The organism is Polyangiaceae bacterium, from assembly GCA_016715885.1.
Classification (GTDB): domain Bacteria; phylum Myxococcota_A; class Polyangia; order Polyangiales; family Polyangiaceae; genus Polyangium.
This window is the reverse complement of the sequence record JADJXL010000025.1, coordinates 54489-80747: the sequence shown is the minus strand read 5'-3', so window position 1 is coordinate 80747 and position 26259 is coordinate 54489. Positions and strand designations below refer to the sequence as shown.

Annotated in this window: 22 protein-coding genes and 1 tRNA gene; 9 read left to right on the top strand and 14 right to left on the bottom strand. The window is 60.3% G+C overall.

Annotated features, from left to right (window positions below; all coding sequences use genetic code 11):
* Positions 1–4: 4 nt before the first annotated feature.
* Complete coding sequence (locus IPM54_35420) at positions 5–2701, bottom strand: hypothetical protein (protein ID MBK9265057.1); 2697 nt, start codon at positions 2699–2701, stop codon at positions 5–7.
* A gap of 300 nt (positions 2702–3001) precedes the next feature.
* Between IPM54_35420 and grxD the strand changes: the two genes are divergently transcribed.
* From grxD to IPM54_35400, 4 genes are all read left to right on the top strand, one after another.
* Positions 3002–3934: a Grx4 family monothiol glutaredoxin gene (gene grxD / locus IPM54_35415; protein MBK9265056.1), complete on the top strand. Its 933-nt coding sequence runs from the start codon at positions 3002–3004 to the stop codon at positions 3932–3934.
* Between the two features lie 26 nt (positions 3935–3960).
* Entirely contained in the window at positions 3961–4224 is a 264-nt protein-coding gene (locus tag IPM54_35410; GenBank protein ID MBK9265055.1) for a BolA/IbaG family iron-sulfur metabolism protein, read from the top strand.
* A 66-nt stretch (positions 4225–4290) separates the two neighbouring features.
* Positions 4291–5967 (top strand): amidohydrolase, encoded by a 1677-nt coding sequence (locus tag IPM54_35405; GenBank protein MBK9265054.1) that lies wholly within the window; start codon positions 4291–4293, stop codon positions 5965–5967.
* Between the two features lie 275 nt (positions 5968–6242).
* Complete coding sequence (locus IPM54_35400; protein MBK9265053.1) at positions 6243–6500, top strand: hypothetical protein; 258 nt, start codon at positions 6243–6245, stop codon at positions 6498–6500.
* Between the two features lie 10 nt (positions 6501–6510).
* On the opposite strand, the gene IPM54_35395 is transcribed toward IPM54_35400, so the two are convergent.
* The 5 genes from IPM54_35395 to IPM54_35375 all read right to left on the bottom strand — a co-directional run bounded on the left by IPM54_35395 (position 6511) and on the right by IPM54_35375 (position 10028).
* Positions 6511–8331 (bottom strand): hypothetical protein, encoded by a 1821-nt coding sequence (locus tag IPM54_35395; GenBank protein MBK9265052.1) that lies wholly within the window; start codon positions 8329–8331, stop codon positions 6511–6513.
* Positions 8332–8347: 16 nt separating this feature from the next.
* A complete protein-coding gene (locus tag IPM54_35390; protein ID MBK9265051.1) occupies positions 8348–8791 on the bottom strand; it encodes a hypothetical protein in 444 nt (147 codons plus the stop codon).
* Positions 8792–8919: 128 nt separating this feature from the next.
* A tRNA-Arg gene (locus IPM54_35385) sits at positions 8920–8993 on the bottom strand.
* A gap of 58 nt (positions 8994–9051) precedes the next feature.
* The gene (gene uppS / locus IPM54_35380; protein MBK9265050.1) at positions 9052–9789 is read right to left on the bottom strand and encodes a di-trans,poly-cis-decaprenylcistransferase; all 738 of its coding nucleotides are present in this window, start codon (positions 9787–9789) and stop codon (positions 9052–9054) included.
* Positions 9786–10028, bottom strand: a complete 243-nt coding sequence (locus tag IPM54_35375; protein ID MBK9265049.1) for a hypothetical protein — start codon at positions 10026–10028, stop codon at positions 9786–9788. The genes uppS and IPM54_35375 overlap by 4 nt, the downstream gene beginning before the upstream one ends.
* Positions 10029–10417: 389 nt before the next feature.
* Here IPM54_35375 and IPM54_35370 point away from each other — a divergent pair, with 389 nt between their 5' ends.
* Positions 10418–11440: a hypothetical protein gene (locus IPM54_35370; protein ID MBK9265048.1), complete on the top strand. Its 1023-nt coding sequence runs from the start codon at positions 10418–10420 to the stop codon at positions 11438–11440.
* A gap of 83 nt (positions 11441–11523) precedes the next feature.
* On the opposite strand, the gene IPM54_35365 is transcribed toward IPM54_35370, so the two are convergent.
* Positions 11524–12234, bottom strand: coding sequence for a hypothetical protein (locus tag IPM54_35365; GenBank protein ID MBK9265047.1), 711 nt, complete (start codon positions 12232–12234; stop codon positions 11524–11526).
* 22 nt (positions 12235–12256) lie between these two features.
* Between IPM54_35365 and IPM54_35360 the strand changes: the two genes are divergently transcribed.
* Positions 12257–12547 carry a hypothetical protein gene (locus tag IPM54_35360; GenBank protein MBK9265046.1) on the top strand — a complete coding sequence of 97 codons (291 nt, stop codon included), beginning with the start codon at positions 12257–12259 and terminating at the stop codon, positions 12545–12547.
* Positions 12548–13014: 467 nt separating this feature from the next.
* A complete protein-coding gene (locus IPM54_35355) occupies positions 13015–13767 on the top strand; it encodes a hypothetical protein (GenBank protein MBK9265045.1) in 753 nt (250 codons plus the stop codon).
* Positions 13768–14232: 465 nt separating this feature from the next.
* On the opposite strand, the gene IPM54_35350 is transcribed toward IPM54_35355, so the two are convergent.
* The 4 genes from IPM54_35350 to IPM54_35335 form a co-directional block, all read right to left on the bottom strand.
* Positions 14233–15618, bottom strand: a complete 1386-nt coding sequence (locus IPM54_35350) for a HAMP domain-containing protein (protein MBK9265044.1) — start codon at positions 15616–15618, stop codon at positions 14233–14235.
* Complete coding sequence (locus IPM54_35345; protein MBK9265043.1) at positions 15615–16361, bottom strand: winged helix-turn-helix domain-containing protein; 747 nt, start codon at positions 16359–16361, stop codon at positions 15615–15617. Before IPM54_35345 ends, IPM54_35350 begins: the two co-directional genes overlap by 4 nt.
* Positions 16362–16774: 413 nt before the next feature.
* A complete protein-coding gene (locus tag IPM54_35340; GenBank protein MBK9265042.1) occupies positions 16775–18169 on the bottom strand; it encodes an aminotransferase class V-fold PLP-dependent enzyme in 1395 nt (464 codons plus the stop codon).
* Positions 18170–18243: 74 nt separating this feature from the next.
* Positions 18244–20232, bottom strand: a complete 1989-nt coding sequence (locus IPM54_35335; protein MBK9265041.1) for a tetratricopeptide repeat protein — start codon at positions 20230–20232, stop codon at positions 18244–18246.
* Between the two features lie 123 nt (positions 20233–20355).
* Here IPM54_35335 and IPM54_35330 point away from each other — a divergent pair, with 123 nt between their 5' ends.
* Positions 20356–21579 (top strand): acyl-CoA dehydrogenase family protein, encoded by a 1224-nt coding sequence (locus IPM54_35330; GenBank protein ID MBK9265040.1) that lies wholly within the window; start codon positions 20356–20358, stop codon positions 21577–21579.
* Between the two features lie 9 nt (positions 21580–21588).
* On the opposite strand, the gene IPM54_35325 is transcribed toward IPM54_35330, so the two are convergent.
* The gene (locus IPM54_35325) at positions 21589–22167 is read right to left on the bottom strand and encodes a hypothetical protein (GenBank protein MBK9265039.1); all 579 of its coding nucleotides are present in this window, start codon (positions 22165–22167) and stop codon (positions 21589–21591) included.
* Between the two features lie 427 nt (positions 22168–22594).
* Here IPM54_35325 and IPM54_35320 point away from each other — a divergent pair, with 427 nt between their 5' ends.
* Positions 22595–23884, top strand: a complete 1290-nt coding sequence (locus IPM54_35320) for a hypothetical protein (protein ID MBK9265038.1) — start codon at positions 22595–22597, stop codon at positions 23882–23884.
* A 153-nt stretch (positions 23885–24037) separates the two neighbouring features.
* On the opposite strand, the gene IPM54_35315 is transcribed toward IPM54_35320, so the two are convergent.
* Positions 24038–25117, bottom strand: coding sequence for a hypothetical protein (locus tag IPM54_35315; GenBank protein ID MBK9265037.1), 1080 nt, complete (start codon positions 25115–25117; stop codon positions 24038–24040).
* Positions 25114–26232, bottom strand: a complete 1119-nt coding sequence (locus tag IPM54_35310) for a hypothetical protein (protein MBK9265036.1) — start codon at positions 26230–26232, stop codon at positions 25114–25116. The genes IPM54_35315 and IPM54_35310 overlap by 4 nt, the downstream gene beginning before the upstream one ends.
* Positions 26233–26259: the final 27 nt, after the last annotated feature.

The window sequence follows — 26259 nt, the reverse complement described above, 5'->3', positions numbered from 1 at the left end:
GGGCCTATGGTCTCGGCGTTTCGATTGCGCGTCGCGATTCGGGGGCCTTGCCGGCGAGCAAGCGCTGGCGTATCGAAATGGTGGCGATTCCTTCGAAGTCGCGGCTTTCGGCAACTCCATAGATGCCTCGAATGCCCGAAAGGTCGAAGATTTGGTCGGGTTCTGGATTGAGCACGATTTCGAATCCGTCCGGCGTCAGGTGTCCGTTGGAATCTTCGCTCGCAAGCTGCTCGAGCGCAATGGGGAGGACTTTGCGTGCGCCGAAGGCTTCGCGAATTTGTTCGAAGTGCACGTGTCCGGACAAGCGTTCGGCAAGCGCCTGATCCAGGTCGAAGCGCACGATTTCTTGGCCGTATTCGCTCAGAATTTCGTCGTAGAGGCCCGTCACACCAGGCACGAAAGCGCTGTGCACCATGAAATAATTCTTGATACGCTCGGTGCTGACGAGGGACAAGCGCAAGTCGGCGCTCGAGGCAAAACCGCATCGTTTGCCGTCCAATAGGCGCCGGACGTGCTCGCCTTTTTGAACCGAGGCAAACTCGGCCAAGATGTGGAGTTTGTCGCCGCGAGGAACATCGCCTCGTTCGAGCGCACGGGCAAAACGCAAGAGACGCATGGTCGTTCGAGCGTCCCTGTCGATTGCGTCCGGTTCGCTGAGGAACACGACGGCGCCGACGGGGCCGCCTTTTTGGGCGCATTCGACCGCGAAAGAAGCAAGATCTTGGCCGTGATGCGTGAACACGGTGACGTTTCCGCCATGCGCGAGGGGTAACGTATTGCCCAGGCGGCCCGGCAATGGCGCATCGCTGGCAATGCCCATGCCAAGGGAGGCAATGCGCTCGCCGAGAGGCAGACGCTCATCGCCGCGTTCGCCCAGAATGAGCGTTGCGTCGACGCCCGGCATGAAATGCGCAAGCTCGTGGAGCATCGATGGCAATGCCGCGCTGTACCCCACGATGACGACGCGGGAGAGCAGCCCGCGCGCCATGGTAGCTCGGTTCGCCCAAGCCATGATTTTGGGGTCGAGGGCGGCGTTCGTATCGCTTGGGCCAATGCCGCTGCCCATGACGAGATCGCGGCCATATCGGCGCAATGGCGCGTATGTGGCCGTGACGCCAATCAAACCGCGAAGTTTGTCCACGGGAATTTGGCCGGCACGCGCTCCGAGCTTCCATGCACCGGATTCTTCGGGCGGATCGTGCAGCGGATTGAGCCATTGTTCGAGCGACGCAATGGGCACGAGACCTCGCATGCGTTTCGGCAATTCATCGCCCAAAAAAACGCCCACGAGGAGCACGGATCGTTCTCGGTAGGCGTGCCGTGCCAAGTGCTCGAACGAAATGAAGCCATCTGCGCTCATGTTGCTGACCGCTTCGAGTTCGCGCTTTTCGGTGAAGATATGCGTATAGAATTCGGATCCGTCAGCCGTCATGAGATCCGTATAAAGTGCCTCGACACCGGGCGTCACCAAGTGTTGGCACAGAAATAATCCCAAAAATCGTGGCATGTCGAGCGGAAACGTATGCGGACCACCAATCGCTTCCATGAGGCTTCGATTGGAGCTTTCCGTGACTTCGACGAATACCTGAGCGCTTGTGTTTTGCGCGCGAAATGAAGCCAAGGCCATCGAAGTGACGGCGTCTGCATCCGGGCCGGCGTCGAAACGCGACAAGATGAGCGCGCGTTTTGCCATTTGGGCGGAAATGCGTTCGAGCGCTTCTGGATCCCACCCGTCGCCTTCGCGATACACGACCCAGCGCATTTCGGGGTCGTACAAATACGACGGCGGATCCTGCGTCGTTCCAAGCAGGGCCATCCGCGGCAAAGCGTGACGATTGGGCTTCGGACCTCGGCGCAGGAGCCATTGGTACACCTCGGCTGGCCGAAACCACCTGCGCAAGATTCGGTTACGTTCGTACAGACGAACGAATTCAGCGACGAGCATTTCTGCTTGATGCACGGGACCAATGACGACGGAATGATCATGATAATCAACGGGGCGCCGTCGTTCGGCGCGCACGACTTGATCGACGACGTTCGTTCCTATACCGATGATGAACGATACGACGAAGACGCCGATGATGGTGAGCGCAAGCGATAAAATCGCGATGGGAACCGGAACGTGCAAATTGGGCACCAAGTTGTCGGCGCTCTGCAATTGCCGAAATGCCCACCACAACCGATCGAGAAACCCCGGATTTTCACCAAGCCCGCTGTAATCATAGCGAAGCGGCAGGTGCTGCAGCACCACGGCCGAGCCGAAGGCGAGCGAAAAGACGCCAATCGTCACGAGCCCGAATTGCTGGAGCTGCTCGCGACGAGTGATGATCGAATACACGTCCGCCGCAAGCTCGCGGGCGAATCGCAGGAGCAGGGCAAGTCGCGTCAGACGCAGCGCGACGAAGGCATCCGTGTAGCTTGCACCAACGACGTTTTCGAGTGGAAGGAAACTTGCGAATGCCAAAAAGTCGATGAACAGGAAAAACCATTCGAATCGCCGGATCTCGGTGCGAGGTCGTGTGAGTGCGATCGTGCGCAGGATGATCTCGGCGCCGAACACGAGAATGAAGACCGGCCGTAGTGCTCGTTCGAGCGACGGGACCGGCAAGAGCGACACGATGATCAAGAGCGCGAGCGCGAACTTCAGCGGTCGCTTTTCGAGGAGTCCCGCGATACGACGCGGAAGTGTAAGACGTTCCATGTGCGGCGGGCCGGGAGCCTACCAGAAATTTTTTGGAACCGGGCCTGGATTTGAACGCTCGCTCCGCGCGCGTGGGACGCGCGCTTCGCGAGGCCAGTCACGATGGGGGGCTCGCAGGCGGCTCTTTGAGTCTTTTGGGCTACGCCCAAAAGACGAGCCGACTGCTCTGCCCCCCATACCCCCCGGATCGGAATTGAAACCCTACCTCAAACACTGGCGTGGTTTCAACGTGCAAAAATAACGTAGCGGAACCTTGAGGAATGTGGAAGAGTGGCGCGCGACCACGCGAAGGGAAGAGCGATGAACGTGAGTGAGCCGATCAAAGCGCGAATCGAGGCGTTGATCCAGTCGGATCGGGTTGTGTTGTTCATGAAGGGGAACCGACAGGTTCCGCAGTGCGGTTTTTCGGGAAGCGTCGTGGAGATCCTCGACGACCTCATCGAACAGTACGCGACGGTGAACGTGCTCGAGGATGCCGAGATTCGTGATGGCATCAAAGCATACTCGAACTGGCCAACGATTCCGCAGCTTTACATCGCGGGCGAGTTCGTCGGCGGAGCGGACATCGTGCGAGAGATGCGGCAAAACGGGGAGCTATTGGAGAAGCTGGGCGTTTCGGCTGCAAAGGAACTTCGCGCGCCAGCCATCACGGTGAGCGAGCCTGCTCGGCGGGAATTCCTCGAAGCGGCGAAGGAGTCTCCGGGCGAGCTTTTGCGATTCGAGGTGAGTCCGCGTTTCGAATATGGGCTGTACATGAGCCAGCGGATGGCGGGTGATTTCGAGCTGGACGTGGGCGATGGGCTCGTGATGCTGGTCGATCGTTCGAGCGCTCGGCGGGCGAATGGCGTATCGATTGAGTTCATCGAGGGGCCGGAGGGGGGAGGGTTCAAGATTGAGAATCCCAATGAACCTCCGCGCGTCCGGACCATCACGGCGCCGAAGCTGAAGGAAATGCTCGATAACGACAAGAATTTGTTGCTCATCGACGTGCGTACCGAGCGGGAGCGAGACATTGCGAGCATTGAAGCAGCAAGGCCGCTCGACCGGGAGGAGCTTTCGCGTCTCGAGGGGCTTCCGAAAGACACGCCGATTGCGTTTCTTTGCCATCACGGCGTGCGTAGCCGTTCGGCGGCAGAGCATTTCATCTCGCAGGGTTTTTCCAAGATTTACAATGTCGAGGGCGGGATCGATGCGTGGTCGGTGAAGGTCGATCCTAGCGTGCCGCGATATTGAGAATAGCGTAACGAGGAGCAAGATCGATGTCTCATCATCCGACGACGTTTCAAGGTTCGATACCGGACGCCATCGAGCGTGCGGTGAAAGAAAAGCTGACCGATGCGGTCGTTTCCGTACGCGGCGGCGGTGGACATTATGAAATCGATGTCGTAAGCCGAGCATTCGCGGGCAAGAACACGCTCGAAAAGCACCGTTTGGTGCTTTCAGCGATTGCGCACTTGATGCAGGGAAACGATGCGCCCGTGCATGCGGTCGATAGTCTGAAGACGACCGTACCCGCGACCTGAGCGGTTTTTCTTTCTAGCCTTCGTCCGGCGCTTCCCAACGTTACCAATTCATTGTATAGGGTGGTCATGAGCAAAGCGATTGCCCTCGGCATTGGACTTTTCGCCGCTGGTTGTGCGTCGGCTCCCGCGGCGGCGCCGAAATCCGGCACGGCGGCCGATTTCGTGATTGTCGGAGCATCCATTCGCACGATGGACCCGGGGAAACCTCGGGCGGAGGCGCTCGCGGTCGCGGGCGATCGTATCGTTGCCGTCGGCACGGAAGCCGAGGTATCGGCGTTTGTCGGTCCGAACACGCGCACGGTGCGGCTTGCGGGGAGCGCCATTGTACCGGGATTGGTGGATGGGCATTGCCATTTGCACGGGCTGGGCGTTGCACAGGAATCGCTCGACGTGCGTGGGAAGAAGAGCCCCGAGGAGGTCGCTCGAAGTGTTGCAGACGCGGCAAAGGGGCGTCCGAGTGGTGAATGGATCACGGGGCGAGGGTGGGATCAGAATTTGTTCACGCCGGCAGTTTTTCCGACGCACGTGCCGCTCGATGCGGCCGTTCCGGATCGGCCGGTGGTGCTGACGCGCATCGATGGTCACGCATTATGGGCAAACCAGGCAGCGATGCGTGCGGCGGGGATCGATCAAAAGGCGGTGGACCCTCCGGGCGGGCGTATCATGCGCGATGAAAAGGGGGAGCCAACGGGGGTATTCATCGACAATGCGATGGACCTCGTGCAAAACAAAATGCCTGCAGAATCGCAAGATGCTCGCGAACGACGCATTCTGCGAGCGGCGGACACGGCATTGTCGCTCGGTTTGTCCGGGGTGCACGAGATGGGGATCGACGACGCGACGATTGCGGCATATCGCAAGCTCGCGGCGGAAGGGCGGCTGCCGATTCGCGTGTATGGGTATCTTGCGGGGGACGCGCAGCTCGGGCTGCTCTCAGGGCGCAAGCCGGACCAAGACGAATCGGGCACGGCGATGTTCGTGCTGCGCGGGGTAAAACTGTTTGCCGATGGAGCGCTTGGCTCGCGCGGGGCATCGCTGCTTCAGCCGTACGAGGACGAACCGAGCTCGTCGGGGTTATCCATCATGAATGGCGAAGCGCTGGGCCGAGCGGCGAAGGTTGCGGCGGATGCAGGTTTTCAGCTTGCGGTGCACGCGATTGGAGACAAGGCCAATCGTGAAGTGCTGGATGCGTTTTCATCCATTGGTGAAGGGCGCGCGAAGGCATTGCGATTTCGTGTCGAGCATGCGCAGGTGGTGTCGCCTGAGGACATGGGTCGGTTTGCGCAGATTGGGGTAATCGCATCGATGCAGCCGACGCACGCGACGAGCGACATGCCGTGGGCGCCGGCGCGGCTGGGACCGGATCGATTGGCGGGCGCGTATGCATGGCGGTCGCTGGAGAAAGCGGGGGCATTTTTGGTATTCGGATCGGACTTTCCGGTGGAGGAGCCGTCGCCGCTGCTGGGGATTTGGGCTGCGGTGAGTCGTCAGGATCCAGCGGGGAATCCGCCGGGAGGGTTTCTGCCGGAGCAGCGGGTGACGCTGGACGAAGCGATTGCAGGGTTTACGACGGGGCCGGCGTATGCGGCGTTTGCGGAAAACAGCCGCGGCAAAATTGCGCCGGGTTACGTGGCGGATTTGACGGTGTTCGAGAAAGAGCTCACGGCGGGCCGGGAGCTACTGGATACGAAGATCGTGGCAGTCGTGGTGGGCGGTAAACAGGTATATGGACACCTGCGATAGAAGGACAGCGGACGACGTTTGGGTTGTGTGACCCCGGTCGTAGCGCGATTTTTCTCTGGCACTTGCAATTCCCCCCAAACTCGCTCGATGGGTTGTGTGACCCCGGTCGTAGCGCGGATTTTTTCCGGCACTCGCGGTTCCCCCCAAACTCGCCCGCTACGCGGGCTCGAACAGTGGGACCCCCCGCAAGCGCCGGAAAAAATCGCGCTACGACCTTTCTCCAAGGCTCGTTTCCGTTTGTCGTTTGGGCCGCAATCGGTTAGCATCGAAGCGAAATGATCGGGTTCATCCTTCGCATCGTGGTGTTCCTGGCGGTAGGCGTGGCGCTGGGCGTGGTGCATGCTCGCGCGGTCGCGGAGGGTGAACGGATTCATCGCGAGACAGGCGAACGAGCACGTCCAGCGGTATTGTTTGCAATTCGCTTGGTGCTCGTGTGCGTGGCATTTGGGCTCATCGGGAAATCGGGGCCGATGCCGCTCGCCGCAGCGATTGTGGGGTTTTTCGGAGTGAGGGTGCTCAAGGGTAGAACGTGATGTGGTAACATTATCGATGGCTCCGTTCGTGCTCGGCTGAATACTTCTCCAGAAGCACCTCCACCCGCTCCGCATCCCCGCCAAACACCCGCCCCTCCGCAAACAGCGCATCCACTTCCCCGTCGAGCGCCCCATGCGCCGCATCCAATTCGCCCGGCATGCCCCGCGCATCGTAAAGCTCCCCCAAACTCTTGCCCGCAAACGTTTTCCTCGTTCTCAGCACGCCCTCTGCCGCCCGCATCACGCGCTCTCGTGCCGCATCTTCCGCATCCGGAAACGGAAACGTCGAATACGTCAGGTCCGGCGATATGCTGATGTCACTCTTCATCCGCCCCGCCATCACGCGCACCCACGCCATGAACATGCTCGATTGCAACATGCCAAAATGCCACATGTCCGCACCTCGCAACGTGATCAATTTGTTCCCCGCTATCACCTCGGGCCCCAAAAATGCCGCCGGAATCCATTTTCGCTTCTCCGACGATACCTCGGGCAGCGCCAAGTAACGCTCTTTCGGCTGCCTTATTTGCGTAAACAGCCCCGGCGTCGCCGCATGCTCGCGCACCGCCGCCGTCCGCGAGCCTTCCCGCAATCGACGCACCGCCTCCGTGCGCCGCCGCAATAGAGCCGACCCTTCGATCTCCGCCAATGTCGCCCCCTCGAGCCACAAACAATACCTCGGCCTGTCCCAAAGAAATTCCTTGGCCTGCATGTACCTGCGCACGTAACCCCTCGCAATGGGATCGGCTAGCACCTCGTCGAGCTCCCCCGGCTCCACAATCAAAAACCCGCCATCCGTCGGCTGACTACCCTTCGTCGCAACAGGATAACCCGCACGTAGCGGCGCTCTTCGCTTCTCCGGAAATACATCGGGACCGTCGGTCAAATACAAATTGATGTTTTTGGCATATTTCACGGTCGGCTGCTCATCCGACCTCTCGCAATCAAAAATCCGTTTCGTTATGCCGTCCACCTGTGAAAACCCAACGATGACGACGTGCACATTGGCCCTCTGCGATTCGCTCGACCTCCAAGGAAACGTTCGATACGCAAAATCCACGTGGTATCCGTGCTGCAAAAAGATCGGCCCCAAACTTCGCGGATGCTCCCCTTGGCTCATCGAATTCGTCACGACATACGCAAAACGCAAGGGCCTTCCCATGCCGTACGAAATGCTCTTCGCAAGCCAGCTCGCCGCATAATCGAGCCGCCCCACGCGAAGCCCTCGACCGCCCGCAAATGCAAAAGCCAGTCGCCGATCCTCCTGCTGCTCGGGCGTCATCCACGCCATCCCGACGAACGGCGGATTCCCAAATACATACGCCGCCCGATCCGCAGCGAGCACGTCGTTCCAATCGATCCGTAATGCATTCGCAACGACCACGTTCGGCCCCCCTCCCGAAATGGTGCGCCGCCGCAATTCCCCTGCAAGCTCGTCCTCCTCGAGCTCCGCCCTGCGCAATGCCTCCCGCGCTATCGATGCCGCTCGGCCGTCTATCTCGATGCCGTGAAACTGATGCAACCCCACACGCCCAGCCCGCTCGACGACCTGCGCCAAGGATGCGCCGCCATCCATTAGCCGCCGAAGCGCTCGCGTCTCGAGCCCACGGACAAGCCGATAGGCCACGACGAGAAAATTACCCGTCCCGCAGGCCGGATCGAAAAACGTCAGGGAACCAAGGCGCTCGAGGAACGCGCAAACTGCATTCGCCGTCGATGCAGCTTGCAGTTGACTTTCGAGCTGTTCGAGAAACAAAGGTCGCAGGACGCGAAGAATGTGCGGCTCGGTCGTGTAGTGAACGCCGCGCCTCCGTCGCTCGTCGCGATTCACGCGTCCCCGGTCGGCGCTACTTCTTGCCCGTGAAGGTCCACTCGTACGTGACGACCGCGTTGTCGTTCTTGGTCGTACCAAGGACCTCCATCTTCAGCGCTCCGCCTTCACCAAAAGACAAAGTCGCCGAAAGAGGGAGCTTGCCTTCCCAGTTGGCTACCTTGACTTCGCAGCTATTCTTGACGACGGCCATGTTCGACGTGCTCGATTCGCCCGACAGCTCGCAATTGCCGAACTTCGCCGTGTACTTGCCGCCGTTTCGCGTCACCGTCACCGTCTGATTTTCGAGCTTGCGTGGCGGCGATTCGTTCTTCGCCACGTTGTCGGTGCCCGTCACGGCAATCTTGATCGTGCCCGACTCGACGGCCTCACCCTTGTACGTGTCCGTCGAATTGCCCGCGCAGCCTGCGATGCCCAGCGCGCCGATGGCGATCGTCGCGCAAAGAAGATTCAGATTCATCGTGCCTCGTTCCCTGGAGCTGATCACACTCGGCCCATCCCCGCTCTCTCTCTGCTCCCTCTTGGAAATTCCCCCCTCTCCCACCGGGAGAGGGGGGTAGGGGGTGAGGGGCAAGTAGCGAAGCGAGGCACGCCCGGCAGGACTCGAACCTGCGACCCGCGGCTTAGAAGGCCGCTGCTCTATCCAACTGAGCTACGGGCGCTCGGATGCGCGCCAGGATAATCGGAACTGGGCCGTCGTGCCAAGAGGTTCGATCGTCTTCAGATCGAAACGGGGATGACCTGCTCACTCGTGCGCCCAAACCGGCGCTGACGATGGCCAAACGAAGCAAGCGCCTCGTCGAGCGTCGCTTCGGTGAAGTCCGGCCAGAGTGTGTCGGTGAAAAATAGCTCTGCAAACGCAGCTTCGTACGGCAAAAAGTCGCTGAGACGCCGCTCGCCGCCCGTGCGAATCACAAGATCTGCATCGGGAAGCTCACTCGTGCTCAGGAAACGACGCACCGTGCCCGGATCGATGTCCTCGGGCAAAAGCAGGCCAGCTCGAGCTTGCGCCGCGACAGCCCGCATCGCTGACACCATGTCTCGACGCCCGCCATAGTTGAGCGCCAAGGCAAGCGTCATCGAACGACCACCCGCCGTTCGCTCGACCAGCCGCTCGGTCGCCTTGCGCGTCGCCGAAGGCACTTCATCGTCGATGTCGCCGATGACGACGACCCGAATGCCTCGTTCGATGTACTCGTCGCACACTTCCTCGGCAAACGTTCGGCAGATGCGCATCAAGTTGTCGATTTCATCGGCGGGGCGCGACCAATTGGCGGCACTCCATGCGTAGAGCGTGAGCACCGGAATCCGCCGCTCATGGCAAACTCGAACCGCAAGGCGCGCCTTGGCGGCCCCTGCTTCGTGTCCTTGCGTACGTGCAAGACCACGCGATGTTGCCCAGCGGCCGTTGCCGTCGAGAATGATGGCGATGTGCTCAGGAAGCGAACGGTTGTTCATGAAAGTGCCTCGTGCTGCGAGCCCAGGATGAACCATGGAACGCCCGCGGTCCACGGAGGAGTCGTGATGCGTTCGTGGAGGCTTCGTGGAGAAACCTCCACACGGACGAGCTCGAGTGTGGAGAAGAAGGCCGTCTCGCGACGCGCAGCGAGCCCATGCAGACTGACGCGTGCTCCGCCATCGACGTATCCGGGACGCACCACATGAGCTCGACCGATGGGTGTGCGAGGATGTGTCAAGCGAAAAGTTTGGCGCAGGCGTCGACTCGGTTGCCCAACCGAGCCGTGGGCATCTCGATGCGGTGCTGGCACACGGTTCCAAGTTGGCATCTTCAACGTCGCGCGGCGTCAAGCAACGGAAATGCACTGATCGTGTTTTCGTGCCTGGCATTGGCATCGTAATGCTCGACCTCGGGACCCCGCGAAAAACCTTCCGGCCTCGCGTTTCCCGCGGTTCCGTGGGTTTGCCCACGCCGTGTCAAAAAATCGTCTTGACGAACGTTTTCCTTGATGAATGGTTCGTCCGTGGTAACGTCCGGCCGTGCGGTTCGTCGCAGTCGCAAACTTTTGTGCAGAAAGGGGCGCTTTTCCTGCTTCCCACGCATGTCGAAGCGTGGTAGACATGGCGTATGACCACCATCGCTCCGGGGCTGCACGCGGTCGAATTGTTCCAGGCAAAGCGAAGGTCGAATCGATCACGTTCGGCGCAGGCGCCGGTGCAGACGAAGAAGGTCATCGTCGACGTCATCGTCGAGAGCGACGACGGCGATGCGTTCGAATCGGACGAATCGGACATCGAGGCTGACGCGTTTTATGCCGATGACGACGATCCGACCGAATACCCTGCTGGGGAGCCCATGAGCCGCGATTTGGTCGAAACCTACGTCGCGACCAAGCTTCAGGCGGTCATCGAGCGTTATCAGGCTTCGCGGGGCATCGTGTGTTTTACGGGGTCGGACAACTTCCTTTATTGGCACAAGGGCGACAACAAGCGCAGTGTTTCGCCCGACGTCTACATTTTGCCCGGGCTCCCGCCGGATGCGGATCCAAGAAACTTTGCGCGCAGCAAGTTCGAGGGGTGTTGGAAGACGTGGGTTCACGATGTGGCGCCGAGTTTGGCCGTGGAGGTCAAGGCGTGGAGAAACCCTCGAAAGGACGAGCTGCAATCGCCGCTTCGCCATGACGCCTTGGGAACGCGCGAATTGATCGTTTTCGATCCGTTTCTCATCAAGCGGCGGCGGAAAGCTCGAAAACGGTTCGTGGTGTACCGGCGCGACGATGCCGGAAAGCTCATGCCGGTGCTGCACACGAACGATCGTCGGGTCTATTCGGAGGTGCTCGAAGCGTTCCTCGTGGCCGAAGGCGATAACCAATCGTCTCGGCTGCGAATCGGCGTAGGTCCCACAGGGGAAACGCTATTGCCTTTCGATTCGGAGCTCATCGAAATGACCTCGCGACGCGCCGAGGAAGAAGCGCGTATGCGCGTAGAGTTGGCGCAGCGGGTAGAAGACGAAACGCGACGCGCGGACGAAGAGGCCCGGCGGCGTCAAGAAGAAACGCGACGCGCCGAGGAAGCGATTCGCCGCGCCGCGGAGCTCGAAGCGGAACTAACGCGTCTGCGTACGGGTGGCGGAAAACAGCGTAAACGATGAGCGTCACTCCAGGCGACGAGCACTGGATCGCGTCGAATTTCGTGTCAAGCGATAAGTTTGGCGCAGACGTCGTCAGCCAAGAATCACGGTTCCGAGCGCACGGCCGAGAACGCAAAACCGTCGCGCTGGCCCACGAAGACGGGGACGTTTCCCGCCGTCAGATCCGATGTCGCTTGCACGGCGAACGTCCCACTTCCCGTTTTTAGTAGCACCTCTGCCCCGTCTTTGGACACGGCACTTTGATTTTTGTATCGAATGCGAACCGCGTCGTGGACGATGAACGCTCCGCCTTCATCGAGCGGAACTCTGCGCGCCGCACCTTCTCGATGGAAGGACCACGAACGAGATAGGTGCTTGTTCGTCGCAGGGCTCAAATAAATCGAATATGCCCCCAGCAGCTTCCATCCACTCTCTTTCGAATACCCGCCGCTCAATTCACCTTCCCAGCCTGCCGGATTCCCGAGGCCTGGTCGGCCAATGAATCGAGACCAACCACAAATGGTTTTTCCGACGGCAAGCTCGGACGCGATACGTTCTCCGCCCAGGATTCGCACCGACCCGGCACGCGTGAGGTCCGGAAAATTCGCTTCGGGCAATCGCATGTCTTTGGCCGTCGTATCGAGCGGCGTCGTACATGGAAAACCATTGTCTGGCGTTATGTCGATATCGATGGCTCGATCGGGGGCCGACGGTGCAAAACCGTCAATGAGCCACGAAGCCTCGGGAATGGTCTCCACGACTTTGACGGCGCGTATGCGACCGCGCAGAATGCAAGCTCGCGGCGGGCCGGTCATGTGCCGCGCCGGAGAACGTCCAATGCATTGCACGGAAAACGACAGAGCTGCCGAAGGCGCTTGCAACGAAAACGTAGGCGCGGGCGACGGCGCGCTCGCGGATGCAACTGGCGCAGCACTCGACGATGCAGCCGGCGGCGCAGACGAAGCCACAGGGGCGCTCGACGAGACGGCTGACACAGCGGGTTTCGGTTGCGTTTGGCGCGTGGGCGCAGGTGAGGGCGCAGCAGCGGGCGAAGAACAAGCGCATGCGACGAGTCCGAGCAAGGCCCAAGGAAAATCGCTGCGTAGGATCATCGCGCGGTCATGGTAAGCCAAAGTGAGCCGGTAAAACAAGATCAATGGTGTATGCGTAGGGCTCGAGGGGTGGGGGCGCGGCGCCACGAGCGGCTGGCGCGCGTTTACCTCGGTCGACGTGCATCCGCCTTGCTCCCGTTGCTCATCGGCCACGCTCGACGTGCATCCGCCTTGCTCCCGGTGCGCGTTTACCTCGCTCGACGCCGGTCCGCTTCGCTCCTGGTGCTCGTCTGCCGCGCTCGACGCCCATCCGCCTTGCTCCCGGTGAGCGTTTACCTCGGTCGATGCCCGTCCGCTTCGCTCCCGGTGCGCGTTGATCGCGCTCGACGTCGGTCCGCTTCGCTCCCGGTGCTCCTTGATCACGCTCGACGCCTGTCTGCCTTGCTTGCCGCCTCCTATGATCAGCGGAACACGCGGAACGCTCACACTTTTCTTGGCTTTCCCCTCGAAACCACGTAGTGTGCGACGCTTACAGGAGGTCGCATGTCTAGTCTTTCTCATGTTTCGCGGGACGAGAAGCGACGCATTGCGGGGGAAATCCACGACAATCTCGTGGCTCGATCCACCAATGGTCCGCCCGATCCCATTCTCGATCCGTTGATTCCCACGAGCGCCACCGTGCGCGATGCGCTTGCCACGCAAGTCGACGACAAGAGCGCTGCCCTTGCCGAGCGATCCGCATTGCTCGCCGAATGCGACGTACACGACGACGAAGTCGATCGCTGGTATCGCCACGGCTACCGATATATCGAAGTGGAATCCTTGCGGCGCCATGCGCCGGAACATGCCGCCATCGACGCACTGCTGATGGCAACGTATCCCAATGGCCTTGCGCATGTGGATGATCGTATTCCGGATCAAAACGAAGAGGTCCGAAAAACCATGACGGCACTCCGCAATCCCGAGTATGCAGGGATTCTCGGGGCCATTGGGTTTCCGCTGCAATGGGTCGATTTGTTGGAAACGGCGGTACAGAAGAGCGATGCATCGTTTGCGAAGTATCGAGCGGCCGTGGGTCAAGCTTCGTCGGCCGTGGCGATGGGACGCGATGCCGAAGACGATTGGGTGCAATGGGCACGCAGATTGAGTCATGCCATTGCATTGCGCTCGACGGGTGCGGATGTCGACGTGGTCGAGGAAGGAAAGCGGCTGATTGCACCGCTCACGAATGCGGTGCGGCAGTTACGGACCCAGGCGAAGACGCGGGCGACGAAGAAGAAGCAGACGACGCCCTGAGCTGAGGATTGCCCACGTACCCGTGGGACGATTTTTCTTTCCTTCCCCAGTCCTCGAATGCACCCCCGCGTGGGGTTGAAACCCCGCGCGGACGTGCAATGACGCAATTTGGCTCGAGTTATGAGACGATCTCTTCAACCCGGGGCGGGGCGACAATTGCGTTATGTTAGCGCTTATGGGGTCGACCCCCAGCCCACGTGAATGCGCCGACGATGCTTGAAGCCGCCGGAGCTTGGTCCCGGTGTGTATTTCGATTTTCGGACGGAAAATGTCATCGCGCTGGGTCGATCTACCTGTCCGGTCGCTTCGTTCAGCGCTGGAAGCAAGCCAAACTGAAAGGTCTGGATTTCATTCTCGCATGGGATTCGGAGTTGCCCCCCGAAGCGCAGCCGAACGTGTGGACGTCAAAGCCGATAAAGCTCTAAGCGAATCAGGGAGGGACCTAGGAAACTAGATTCGTTCCACCTAAAGCATCGTCGCCGGTGGCAACGTTATGCGAAACGCGACCTCGGGCGGGCCGCCGTCGATGCATTCGACCGATCCACTGTGAGCCTCCGCAATGGCGCGGACGATGGCGAGCCCCAATCCCGTTCCGCCATGACCACTTCGCGTGGTCACGAATCGACGAAATAGCCGCCCAGCCACGTGCGAATGAATGCTGCCTCGATTGCGCACGGTAATTCGTACCTTGTTCGACTCACGGTCAATCGATAACCGAATGGGCTCGTCTGCGGCGCCGTGCGTATGCGCATTGTCGAGCAGGTTCTCGAGCGCGCGGGATAACCATGGCGCACTGCCTCGAACGAGCGGCGCGCCGACAATGGAGACGTCGATGACGGCACCTCGCTCACGACCTCGAGCGACGACCTCCCGCGCGAGTTTGTCGAGGTCCACGACAGCGGCTTCTTCGACGCCACGCGCTTCGATTCGAGCGAGGTTGAGCAAGTCGCCAAGCAACGCTTCGATACGCTCGGTGGCCTCGCGAATACGAGCGACGAACTTTTCGGCTTCGGCAGGTTCCTCGAGCGCCCCGTCGGCAAGGACTTCGGCGCTCGCTCGAATGGCCGCGACGGGATTCTTGAGCTCGTGCGAGAGATCCGCAGCAAAAGTTTCGACGAAAGGGCGACCTTCGAGCTGCCTGCGCATGGAATCAATGGCACGTGACAGGCGCGCAACTTCGCGGCCAAATGCAGGTGGCGGCGGCGCGCGACGTTCGCCTTCACTGACGCGTACGGCGAATTCGGTGAGCGCTTCGATGGGCGTCGCGATGGCTCGACCAATGAGCATTGCGGCAGCGGCAGCGGCGGCACCGAGCAATGCGCTGATGGTAACGACTGTGGGCGCAAAGTCCGCAAGAACGCGACGAATGACGATGGTGGGTTTGACGACGCGAACTTGTCCGGAAACATGTCCGTCAATGAGGATGGGCGCAGTGGCGAAAACGGTGCCGGGTTCGCCTTGCGCTGGACCGCTGGCAAAGACCGTGCGTCCAGTGGTATCGAGCAGCGAGAAGTGCAGGGTTGCAGGGTTGGAGGAACGAGCGATACGTCCGCCGACGTCTTCGAGCGAGGAGGAGCGTTCGGCGATTTCACCTGCGACGACGGCGGCAATGGCGGCGGCTTCGTCGCGCGCGGCGTCGTCGGCGAGCAGCGTTGCGCGAGCTTGGATGCGATCGAGGACGAGAAGGCCGAGGCCGAAGGAGAATGCGCCGACGATGCTTGCGAGGGCGATGAAGACTTGGAGGCGGATGCTGGTGCCAGCCGTTCGAGCTCGAACGATGCGCGAGACGACGTAGGCAACGAGGAGGATGAGGCCGACGGCGGAGATGGTGGCGATGATGAGGCGAATCACGGGGTTTCCGAGCTACCATCACGCGAGGGCGGGACGGGTTTGTCCGTGACACGATAGCCGACGCCACGCACGGTTTCGATGATGCCAGGGTTGCCGCCCGCTGTTTCGACTTTGCGGCGGAGGCCTTTGACGTGGGAATCGACGGTGCGATCGGTGATGGCAAAGCCGTCGCCCCAGACGCGATCGATGAGCTCGGCACGGGTGAAGACGCGACCAGGAGCTGCGAGCAAACAGGCGAGCAAGTCGAACTCGACGCGTGTCAAGTCGAGCTCTTGGCCGTGCACGTGTGCTCTGCGGCTGGGTTCGTCGATGGCGATGGGGAGGGGCTCTTCGCGGGCTGCGGGGGGTGGAGGGGTGGTTGGTGGAGGCGTAGCGGACGCGGTGGCGGTGGAGCGACGAAGAACGGCGCGGACGCGTGCGGTCATTTCGCGCGTGGAGAAGGGTTTGGTGACGTAATCGTCGGCGCCTGTTTCGAGCGCTGCGACGCGATCGGCTTCGTCGTCGCGGCTGGTGAGGACGATGATGGGGACGGCGGTGCTGCTTCGACGGACGTCGCCGATGAGGTCGAAGCCGCTGCCATCGGGGAGCATGAGGTCGAGGATGACGAGGGATGCGGAAGGAAGGGCGCGCCGCGCATCTGCGAGGGTGGGGGCGAGCGTGGTGGCAAACCCGTCACGACGCAGGGCATACGCGAGCGATTCGGCGATTGCCGGTTCGTCCTCGACAATGAGGATGTGTGCCATGGCCATGGGGAATGTATCGCGCTTCGGGGCAGAAGGTGCCAGGCAGATTTGGGACTAGCGCGCAATTCGCACCTCACCCCCGCCGCGGGTTGAAGAGATCGTCTCATAACTCGAGCCAAAGTGCGTCACCGCACGCTAGCGCGGGGTTAAAACCCCGCGCTACATTACAAGAAGTCCTCGCGCTACCGCGCTCGGACTAGCCTCACGCCGCATTGCGAGAAATGCAATCTATTGCGAAATCGACAGAGATTCTCGATAACGATCCGAGATCGCACAACGCCAGTCCCGAACGGAAGTGAGGGACTTTTGAATGTGTAGCGCGGGGTTTCAACCCCGCGCGTGCGTGCATTGAGGATGGGGGTTTCGAGTCATGAGACGGTCTCTGAAACCCCGCGGAGCTTGCCTTCCCGAGACTACGCTTCGTGCGCCGGTTCCATCCACTGGTCCGCGCAGCGGCTCGCAAATTCGGCCATCATTGCGCCTCCCTTGACGTGGTAACGACCAACCCACGCACGATCACGCACTCGTTTCAATTCCTCCAGAAATCGATCGACATCGGATTCGTCGTTGTAGATGCCGAACGAGGCGCGTACCGCACCCGTCGGGAGCTCGCCGGTCTCGCCATGATGAATGCGCAAGAGCTTATCCATGTAGATGTGCGCGCAGAAGCGACCATTACGAACCGCGATACCTCCCTCTTCGGAAAGCACGGCGGCCGTCATCAATTCCGACACGCCCTCGACGTTGAACGAAATGACACCCAATCGAGCTTCGGGAGAGGGATTGCCATAAATGGTAATGCCGCCGAGCGCTTGCATGCCAGCAATGGCCTTTCGAGTCAGCTCGAGCTCGTGCTTTCGTACGGCATCCATTCCGATTGCACGCAAAAACGATAGCGCGCTCATGAGGCCCACGACGCCGGCGATGTTCGGGGTGCCTCCGTGATGCCGATCAGGCGCAGGAAGGAATTCCACGGAGCTCTCCGTCACGCGCGCGGCATTTCCACCTCCAGGCAAATACGGCGGCGCGGCGTCGAAAAGCGCGCGCGGGCCATAGAGAAACCCAGCCCCGAAGGGCGCGTAGGCTTTGTGACCCGCGCACGCCAAAAAATCGATGTGCTCGGGATGATCGAATGGCTGCACATCAATGGCGTGATGCGCCAAGAGCTGCGCTGCATCCACGAGCAACAATGCACCTCGGTCGTGGGCCAATCGCGCAATGGCCCGCAAATCCGGCAAGAGCCCCGTGACATTCGCCGCGCCCGTGACCGCGACGAGCTTGACACGCTCTTTGCGAAGTAGCTCGTCGAGGTGGTTCAAGTCCACGATCCCGTCGCTCGCAATGCGCGCGTGAAGGACGTCCCCGCGCCTGCGATGCGGTAAGTCATTCGAATGGTGCTCCATTTCGGTCGTCACGACCTTGCCGGGCAAATGCGCAACCACGTGACTCGCCAAATCAATGGCTTGCGTCGTGTTCATGCCAAAACAAATGCAACCTTTTTCGACTTCGGCACCAATGAAGCTCGCGACCTCGCCGTACGCTTCCTCGAATCGAACGGTTGCACGGCGAGACAGCAAATGCGTGCCTCGATGCACGTTGGAATACTCGTGCTGCAAAAAGTCCGCATACGCCGAGACGACCGACCGAGGCGCGTGCGTCGATGCTGCATGATCGAGATACACGAGCGGCCGCTGGGAGCCGCCGAGGACCGGGACGATTCGTTCCACAATGGCAAAGTCGCGTCGCACGGCCGCCCAATCGGGCGCCGTATCTTCGCGCGATATTCCCGGACGATTCGAATGCTGCATGAGGGCACTCAGACAGCACTCGGGCGTATTGTCAAGCGCCGAGTGAACAATCCTGGTCGATTCGAAGTTTCGCCTCAGACGGCGCTCATCACGCTACGTAACTCGCCGTCCGCCATGAAATAGGTGACGCACGACGACGAACGATTGCCGCGCATCATGCAGAGGACATGCTCCAGCAAGAGTCGACGTTCGGGGGGCGATTGGATGTCGTAAACCGCCTTGGAAAACTGCTCTTCGGCTGCATCCGCCAACAGAAATCGAGATTTTGTCACGAGCTCGGCAAATACCGCATCGCGTTCGCCGGCGAGGCCAAGGTCGTCATTTGCCAGCCAAAGGTTGACCCACGCGCTGATGCGTGAAGGATTGTCGCGGCAAGCGGTTTTGAGGTCACGGACGGCTTCTTGGGGCTTGCCCGCGAGACGCAGCGCTTCGCCTCGATAAGCCAATAACGTCGGCCCGACGAGGAGCGGGGCGCATTCGACGCTTCGCTGAAAGCTACGCAGGGCCTCGTCAATGTTTCCTTGGAAAAATTGCACGGCACCCATGCCGATATGAAGCCAGCGTGCACGAGGATTCACGGCCAATCCTTTTTGAAAATCGTTCGCCGCTTCGTCGTAACGCCCAAGCCAGAGGAGCACTTCGCCTCGATACGCGAAAGGATGATGCGAACGCGGATGATCTTGCGCGATGACATCGAAGGATCGAAGCACGTCTTCTGGGGACGAATGCAAGATCGCCCATTGCGCGGTTTTCGCGCGGTGACGTGCAGAACGGCGCAATTCGAGGGGTACGAGCCTTCCGGTCGCCTTATCGACATAAGTGCACGAAGGGCTTCGATTGCCGTGCGTCGCTCGGAGAAGCTCGTCCGGGGATAGCCGTTCGAGCAGCCGCAAACGAAGGGATTTCGGCGCAGCGAGCTCGCCTTCTTCTTCGCGAAAACGATCGCCAAGTCGGTCGGCAAGCCGCCGGAGCGCGAAATCCGGCAGAAGCCATATGGCCTTGGCCATACGTGGCTCGATTTTCGTGAGCGCTCGATGCGCAAAAGGCCAATACATACCGAATTGCGCTTCGTGGTTTGGCTTTTTCGCCATGGCCGTGAGCTCTTCAATGGTCAAAAATCCCCAAAATTGTCTTCCGAGCGCGACGATTTCAAGGTCGAGCAAGTAATTTTGCGCTTCGCTGCCCGAATGCTTGGCACGCAAGAGGTCTTCGAGCGCCCCGCGCGCATCACCCGCGCCCCGTCGCGCTCGCGCGCGCAGTGCAAGCGCCTCCGAATTCGACGGCATTTTTTCGATGACCGCATCGAATTCTGTCAGGAGCCTGCTCGGGTCGTCACCTCGAAAGAGCTTCGAGGCCAAAAGACCGAGGCGCGCGCGGGGATCGTTTGGATCGATTTCGACCGCACGCTCGGCGTATTGCACCGCGACGTCGGTTTGCCCGTGATGAAGGGCCAGAAACGCGAGCGCGACATGGGCTTGGATGCATTGCCGATCGCGCTCTACGGCCATGGTAAAACATTCTCGAGCGCGATCGACGTCGACCATGGCAAGAAAAATGTTTCCCGCCGATACCAACACGGGCGCCGAATGCTGCATTTCTTTCGCAATACGCTGTAGAGCTTCTCGCGCTTCGGCGGCTTTCCCGCGTGATACGGCGATCGATGCGTGACGCAATACGACGTTTGGATGCGGCGACGCATCGGACAAACATGCTGCAGCGCCGTCCAGATCGCCAAACGATTGCAATAGCTCGGCAGCTCGTTCGCGCACGTCCGCCGACGCAGGGTCGGCTCGAAGTGCGCGCGCTACGTGCTCACGACACGTTATGATTCGTCCTGCGCTGCGGGCCAGCTTTGCCCTTTCGAGCTCGACACGGGCCAGCGAGCTTGGTCCGATTCGCGCCGCGAGCTGTTCGGCGCGCGTTAGCCACTTTGCGGACAAACGCAAATCGCCGAGCTGATGGGCAAGACGCGCGGCTTCGATCGCTCGTGGCATGTCGGCGACGCGTGCGGGATCCGTTTGGCAGAGCGCTTGCCAGGTATCTCGAGGGCTTTTGCTGCGCACGGCTTTTCGCATTAACACGAGTGCAGACACGCGTCGAGGCTTGTCGATTCTTCGCACACGAAGCTTTTTTCGTGCGATGCTTTCGCGGCAAACGGGGCGCGCTGGCTCCGTGGGAGAGTATCGATGTTCGAGTGGAGCGAGCAACACCGGCAGATTCGGCAAATGATTCGGCGTTTCGTGGAGGCGGAGATTGCACCGAAGCGAGAGGAGCTCGAGTTCGGTGACACGCCACCGTACGATGTTTTGCGCAAGTTCATGGACACGTTTGGCGCGGGCGAGATGGCCAAAGCGCAGTTCTACGCGGATCTCGAGCGAGAGAAGCGTGGTGAGGCGCCGAAGGAAAGAAAACCCCGCGAGACGTTTTCTCAAGGAGCGGCGGATGCGGCGGCGATGCGGATGATTCCAGTCATCGAGATATCGCGGCACAGTCCGGGGATGATCACGGCGCTCGGCGTGGCGGTTGGGCTCACGGCGGGGGCGATTCAGAAAAAGGGAACGATAGCGCAAAAAGAAAAGTTCGTTCCACCGCTTTTGACGCTCGAGAAAATCGGTGCGTGGGCCATTACCGAACCAGGATCCGGATCCGATGCATTCGGATCGATGCGTTCGACGGCGAGGCGCGACGGCGACGACTACGTGCTGAATGGCAACAAGACGTTCATCACGAATGGGCCGTATGCCGATACGATCGTATTCATTTGCAAGCTGGACGAGGGCAATCCGCCGGAGCAGCGCAAGGTGTTGACGTTCATTCTCGATGGCGACACGAAGGGTCTTACGCGGTCGAAGCCGCTGCGGAAAATGGGGATGCATGCATCGCCGACCGGGGAGCTCTTTTTGGAAGACGTGCGCGTGCCGAAGGATCGATTGCTTGGCGAAACCGAGGATCAGCCTTCACGCGAGGGTGCAAAGGACACGTTTACGACGGAGCGAACGGGGGTTGCTCCGATGGCGCTCGGCATCGTCGAGCGATGTTTGGAGCTTTGCACGGAATACGCGAAGACGCGTGTTCAGTTTGGAAAAACCATTGGTGAATTCCAGCTCATTCAGTTGAAGCTCGCGAAGATGGCCGTGGCGCGTGCGAACATCCAGAACTTGGTGTTTCGGCAGATCGAGCTTGCGGGATGGGGTCGAAGCATGGACTTGACGGAGGCGTCGGCGTGCAAGCTTTATTGCGCGCAAGCGGCGATGGACGTGTGCCTCGAAGCAGTGCAGCTCTTTGGCGGAAATGGCTACATGGCGGAATTCAAGGTGGAGCAGCTATGCCGAGATGCGAAGGTGCTTCAGATATACGGCGGCACGGACGAGATTCAGATATCGCAGATTGCGCGGTCGCTCTTGCGGTGAATGCGCAATTCAATCCACGATGGCGTGCAGCACTTCCCGCGTAATGCTCAATAGCCGCTGATATTGCTCGGGCGCGGGGTGCAATCCCGCGACGTAGATGGCCAATCCTCCAGGGCGCACTTCGAGGTGTCCCTGAAAGCCCCAGCTTGCAAGCAGTGATCGCAATCGAGGCGGAAACGCTCGAGCAGCTTCCGATCCCGATGCGGCGAACGTCGTGACGTGGTTGTCCCACAAGGCATCGCCAATCGTGACTTTGGGTGGCGGTGGGCTTTCGATGAATGCCACGCGCGTCACGAAATGCTCGCCCACGCGCATTGCCGCGCGATGCCTGAGCGCTGGATGCGTTGCGTACGCGAGCAGGGTGCGTTCGAGTGGTTCGCTGTCGAGGTCCGATGCGTACCAGGGTTCGACGCACACGTAGGGCCCATGAGGCGTCGTGCGCGTGACGCTGTGCAGATAGTGACCAGGGGGGGCAATGGTGTCGTACGGTTCCCACTTTCGGAACCACGTTTCGGTGGGAAAGGGCGTCCACGCGAAGCCATTGCTAAAGGCCCAGGTGGCAATTCGTTCGGTTTCGAAGGATCGCAGAGGACTCGTCACGCGGCAGAAATATAGCGCCCATGCCAGAGAAGCGGTAGGAAAATGTGGAAGCCGTACGGGGCGTACCGCGGCTGTCCTGCCGGCAATGAGCGAGAAACGTCGTCGGTGATCTCGCTCGCCGCTTTTCGTTCCAAACGAATGTGACGCTACGAAACTCTCCAATGGCCCCGAGCATGATCGGGGTTCCGTGGCGAAGATCCATTACGCAGAAAAAATGCGATCGACAAACCTGGCGAGTGGCTGGTCGACCGAGCACAATGACTCGAAGAGAACGCCAATTGATGGCCTGCCCGACGATGCGCTTGTTGCGCTCTGCGTTGGCGGGCGTCTCGGCTTTCATTTACGTGCATACTCCAACGCGCGTGCAATGCATTAACTCGAGAAATACGCCGGGGCCCGAAAAGCGAGGAATATCATGAGCCTATGGTCCAGACACTTTGTCGTGACGCCGCTGGTGCTTGCGTTGATTTCCGGTTGCACTGACGGCACGTCCGCCATCGACGAGGAGTTTACGGCCGAAAATGCCGCAGCGCTCTACCAGGACGACGACGACCGGGATCGCGATCGCGACGACGACGACGACGATGATGATGATGACGATGACGATGACGATGACGACCGTCGCGGCCGTGGCCGTGGCCGTGGCCGCAACAATGAAAATGATTGTTCGATCACGTGGCAAAAAGAGCTCATGATCACCGAATTGGGCGTGGTCAACGATGCACGCGCCGAAGGCTGTGGCCCCTGGTCGTTCTGCGGTGTCATGCGAAACCTGGCGGGCAAACGCAATGAACAGGAATTCGTCAAAAGGTTCGTCGAATCATGGCTGTACGACCAAACGATGCATGGAGTCGTCGTAAAGAAGCGGGAAAACATGAGAACGTTGGTTCTCGATCCGTGGAAGGCGCGGAGCGCGAACGGAAAGTATGATCTAGCCGTCGCGCCATTCTATTTGCTCGCCATCGTGTATCGCCCCGATCTTCGTAAAAACGGCGAGGTCGGCACTGCTGGCGGAGAAGGTCGCTTCGTGTATGGCGTGCGCGATTCGTCCGGCGCGGATCTACGTTTCACGGTCATCTTCGAGTACAAGCTGCCGGATCACCGCGGCCGAAGCGCAGAAGATTGGGCCGAGGATTGGCACGCCCTGGGCAAATTGCAGCTCGGCAGCTCCGCATACAACAAAAAGCTCGAAAAAATCACCAATCGGTTTGCCGGTCGTGGTTCCCAAGCCGACAGAAACCTGAATCAGATTCGCACGAACGAGAATGCTCTGGATCCACTCTGGGAGCTGCGCGAATTTCATCTGGAGTCCGATGGGTACCTGCACACCGTACCCGCGGCGCTTACGCCACTCCTGAGCATGAACGGTACGAGTATGCTGACATCGTTCGTGAGGAACAATGAGCAGAAAATCAATAGCGGGAGCCACCAAGTGCCCATACAAATCAACGGGACACCGTTCAGCGCTGGAGCCGTAGAAACGCCAACGCCGTCATTTACGTGGAACGTGCCTGACGTATCGGCGGCCTTGAAACGAAAATTCTCCATTCAAACATGTAATGGATGCCACGCCGGCGACACGGGCACCCGTTTCCTCCACATTGCACCAAATAACGGTGACAAAGCGAGGCTATCCGCATTCGTCACGGATGTGGCGATGACGGAACGCGTGGACGAGCTCAAGGGATTGCTGGGTTGTGAGTGATGTAGCCGCTTGCGGCGAAGCACCAGCATGAGCGACGCCAACATGCCAATCGCATAAGGTAGGTCGTTGCCGGTGGACCGTCCGGCCAGGTCGCAACTGCAACTGACGTTGCCGTAGATGGTGCCCGTATTGGCATTGGCTCCAGCTCCTTCGTCACGGCCGCCCGCTCCGATCGGTTCGTCTCCGCCAAACCCACCGACACCAGCTCCGCCAAACCCACCGCTCGAATCGCCGCCCGTTCCATTGCCTCCCGTGCCGGGCATTCCGCCGTCGCCGCCAAACCCGCCCATGCCGCCTTCGCCCGACGAGCGAGCTGGACGAGCTGGACGAGCTCGACGAACCCATTGCGGGCATGCATTGTGTGACGTGCGTGGGTCGTTTGTTCACGCAATCCGTTGGCGATGCACATTCCGGTTCAGGCAGCGTCGGCGGGCTCGATCCGCCGCCAATGTCACCTCGATTCGGATATGCCAAAGCGACTGCATCCCATTGACCGTTGGGATATTCCATGAAGCCATAAACTTTTTCCTGATAAGGCGCTCCGCCGCCCACTTGAGGATTCCAAACACCTCGATTGGTGTCGTAGTTCGGATTGTTGGGGTTGTTGACGTAGGCAAGTCCGTTGTATGCCCACGTGGCGATGTACCAGTGTTCGACGACCGTGGGCTGATTGTCCCCGACGCAATTCGTCGCTTTCCATTTCGACGCGAGAATGCGGGTGCCGGTGGCCAAGTTGTAGGTCGGATCGGCGGCAACTCGATTTCGGTCGAAGTCCGGATTTTCTCCGAAATGCATGCCGCTCGTCACTTGACCGATGCCGTAGCCGCAATCGAATGAAATGATCGTGCGCGATTGTCCTCCAACTTGATCGGACGGCGTCGTGGGAACGCAAAACTGGCGCCAACCACTTTCGACTTTGGTGATGCCTTTGAGCAGCTCGCATGGGAATCGAGCCGGCACGGGATGAAGGGGTTCGGGTTTGCCGCATCCTTGGCCGATGTCGGTGACCGTGGGGCCTTTGTCGCCCCACACGCTGGGGCCTTGGGAGACGAGGTCGAAAATGGCATTCCATTCGGCAATCGTCGGGTTCGTGCCAGGAACGGCTTCAATGGCGCAACCGGCGCTATTGTTGGGGCTCGATGCGGTGTACGAAGGGCAAAACGCGTTTGCGGAGAGGGGCGCCGCGATGGCTGCGAACGCAAGCATCGCTGCAATGGGGAAGCGTCGATTCACGGGGCACCTCCTTCGACGACGAAACCTGCGACAGTGACGCGTGTATTCGGGGGCGCAGGCAATACACGCCACGCGCCCGTTTTCGTGTCCACGATGAACGGCACCGCAAACGTGCTGGGACGCGTGTGCAGCGCCGCAAGGTATCGACCATCGGACGTGGATGCTGCAATGACGTCGACGCCTGCACCAAGCGGCGCAATGACGGAAAGGCTCGTGTCGAGCGGTGACAAACCTTGACCGCGCGGATTGAACACGACGCCGCCCTGGGGCAACGTAAACGGCGCAAGCGTCATGCTGGGGCCGGAAAACAATCGGTTTGTCTTGCCAGTACCGAGCTCGACGCGTTCGACGACCCACGCGAGGCTATCGCTTTCGTGACGGTTCTGAAATACGAGCAAGCGGTTCTTTTCATCGATGGAAAAGTCACGGGCAAACGGCGGAAGGCTTTTGACGATGGGACGCTCGGCCAATGTATCCGGATCGATGGCCACGATGTCGGCTCGATCGGGGAAGATGCGGTAAAGCACGATGTCCGAGCCGATGGCGCCGACCAAGAACAAGAGATAACCGTTTGTCTGGTGCACCGTGCGCGTTTGTCCCGTACCGAGATCGATTTCGTCGATGGTGAGCGTATCGACACGCATGCGACCTTCGATTTCCACGCCAGGCTCACCGCGAGAAACGAATACACGTCCGGCCTGCGTCACGAGCGGACGACTTGCATGCACGACGCGATCGACAATGCGTTCGGGCGGGTTGTGAGGGCGCAGATGAAAAAGCGACGCATTGAAGGACGCATCGCGCGAAGGCGTGGTGTCCGCCGTGGCGAGCACATCGGTTTTCCCCGGAATGATGGCAGCTCGCACCGTCGCATCCGGCAAATGCGCGAACGTGGTGACCGGCGCGAGCGCGGACGAGCCTACCACGTCGACGAGAAAGAGCGAGGTGAGCTCGGCGCCGGGATGCGTCGCGAGGAGCGCAGTTCGCGGCGCATGGGGGACGCTTTTGTCCGCTGCTCGAGCGGACGGAGTGCCGTCATCGTGGACGGCTACGTATGTGATGGCAAGAAAGGCGCCCAAAGCGCCGCACGTTGCAGTCAATTTTCGAAGGGCCATGAGAAAAGCGTACGACCTCATGGCTTC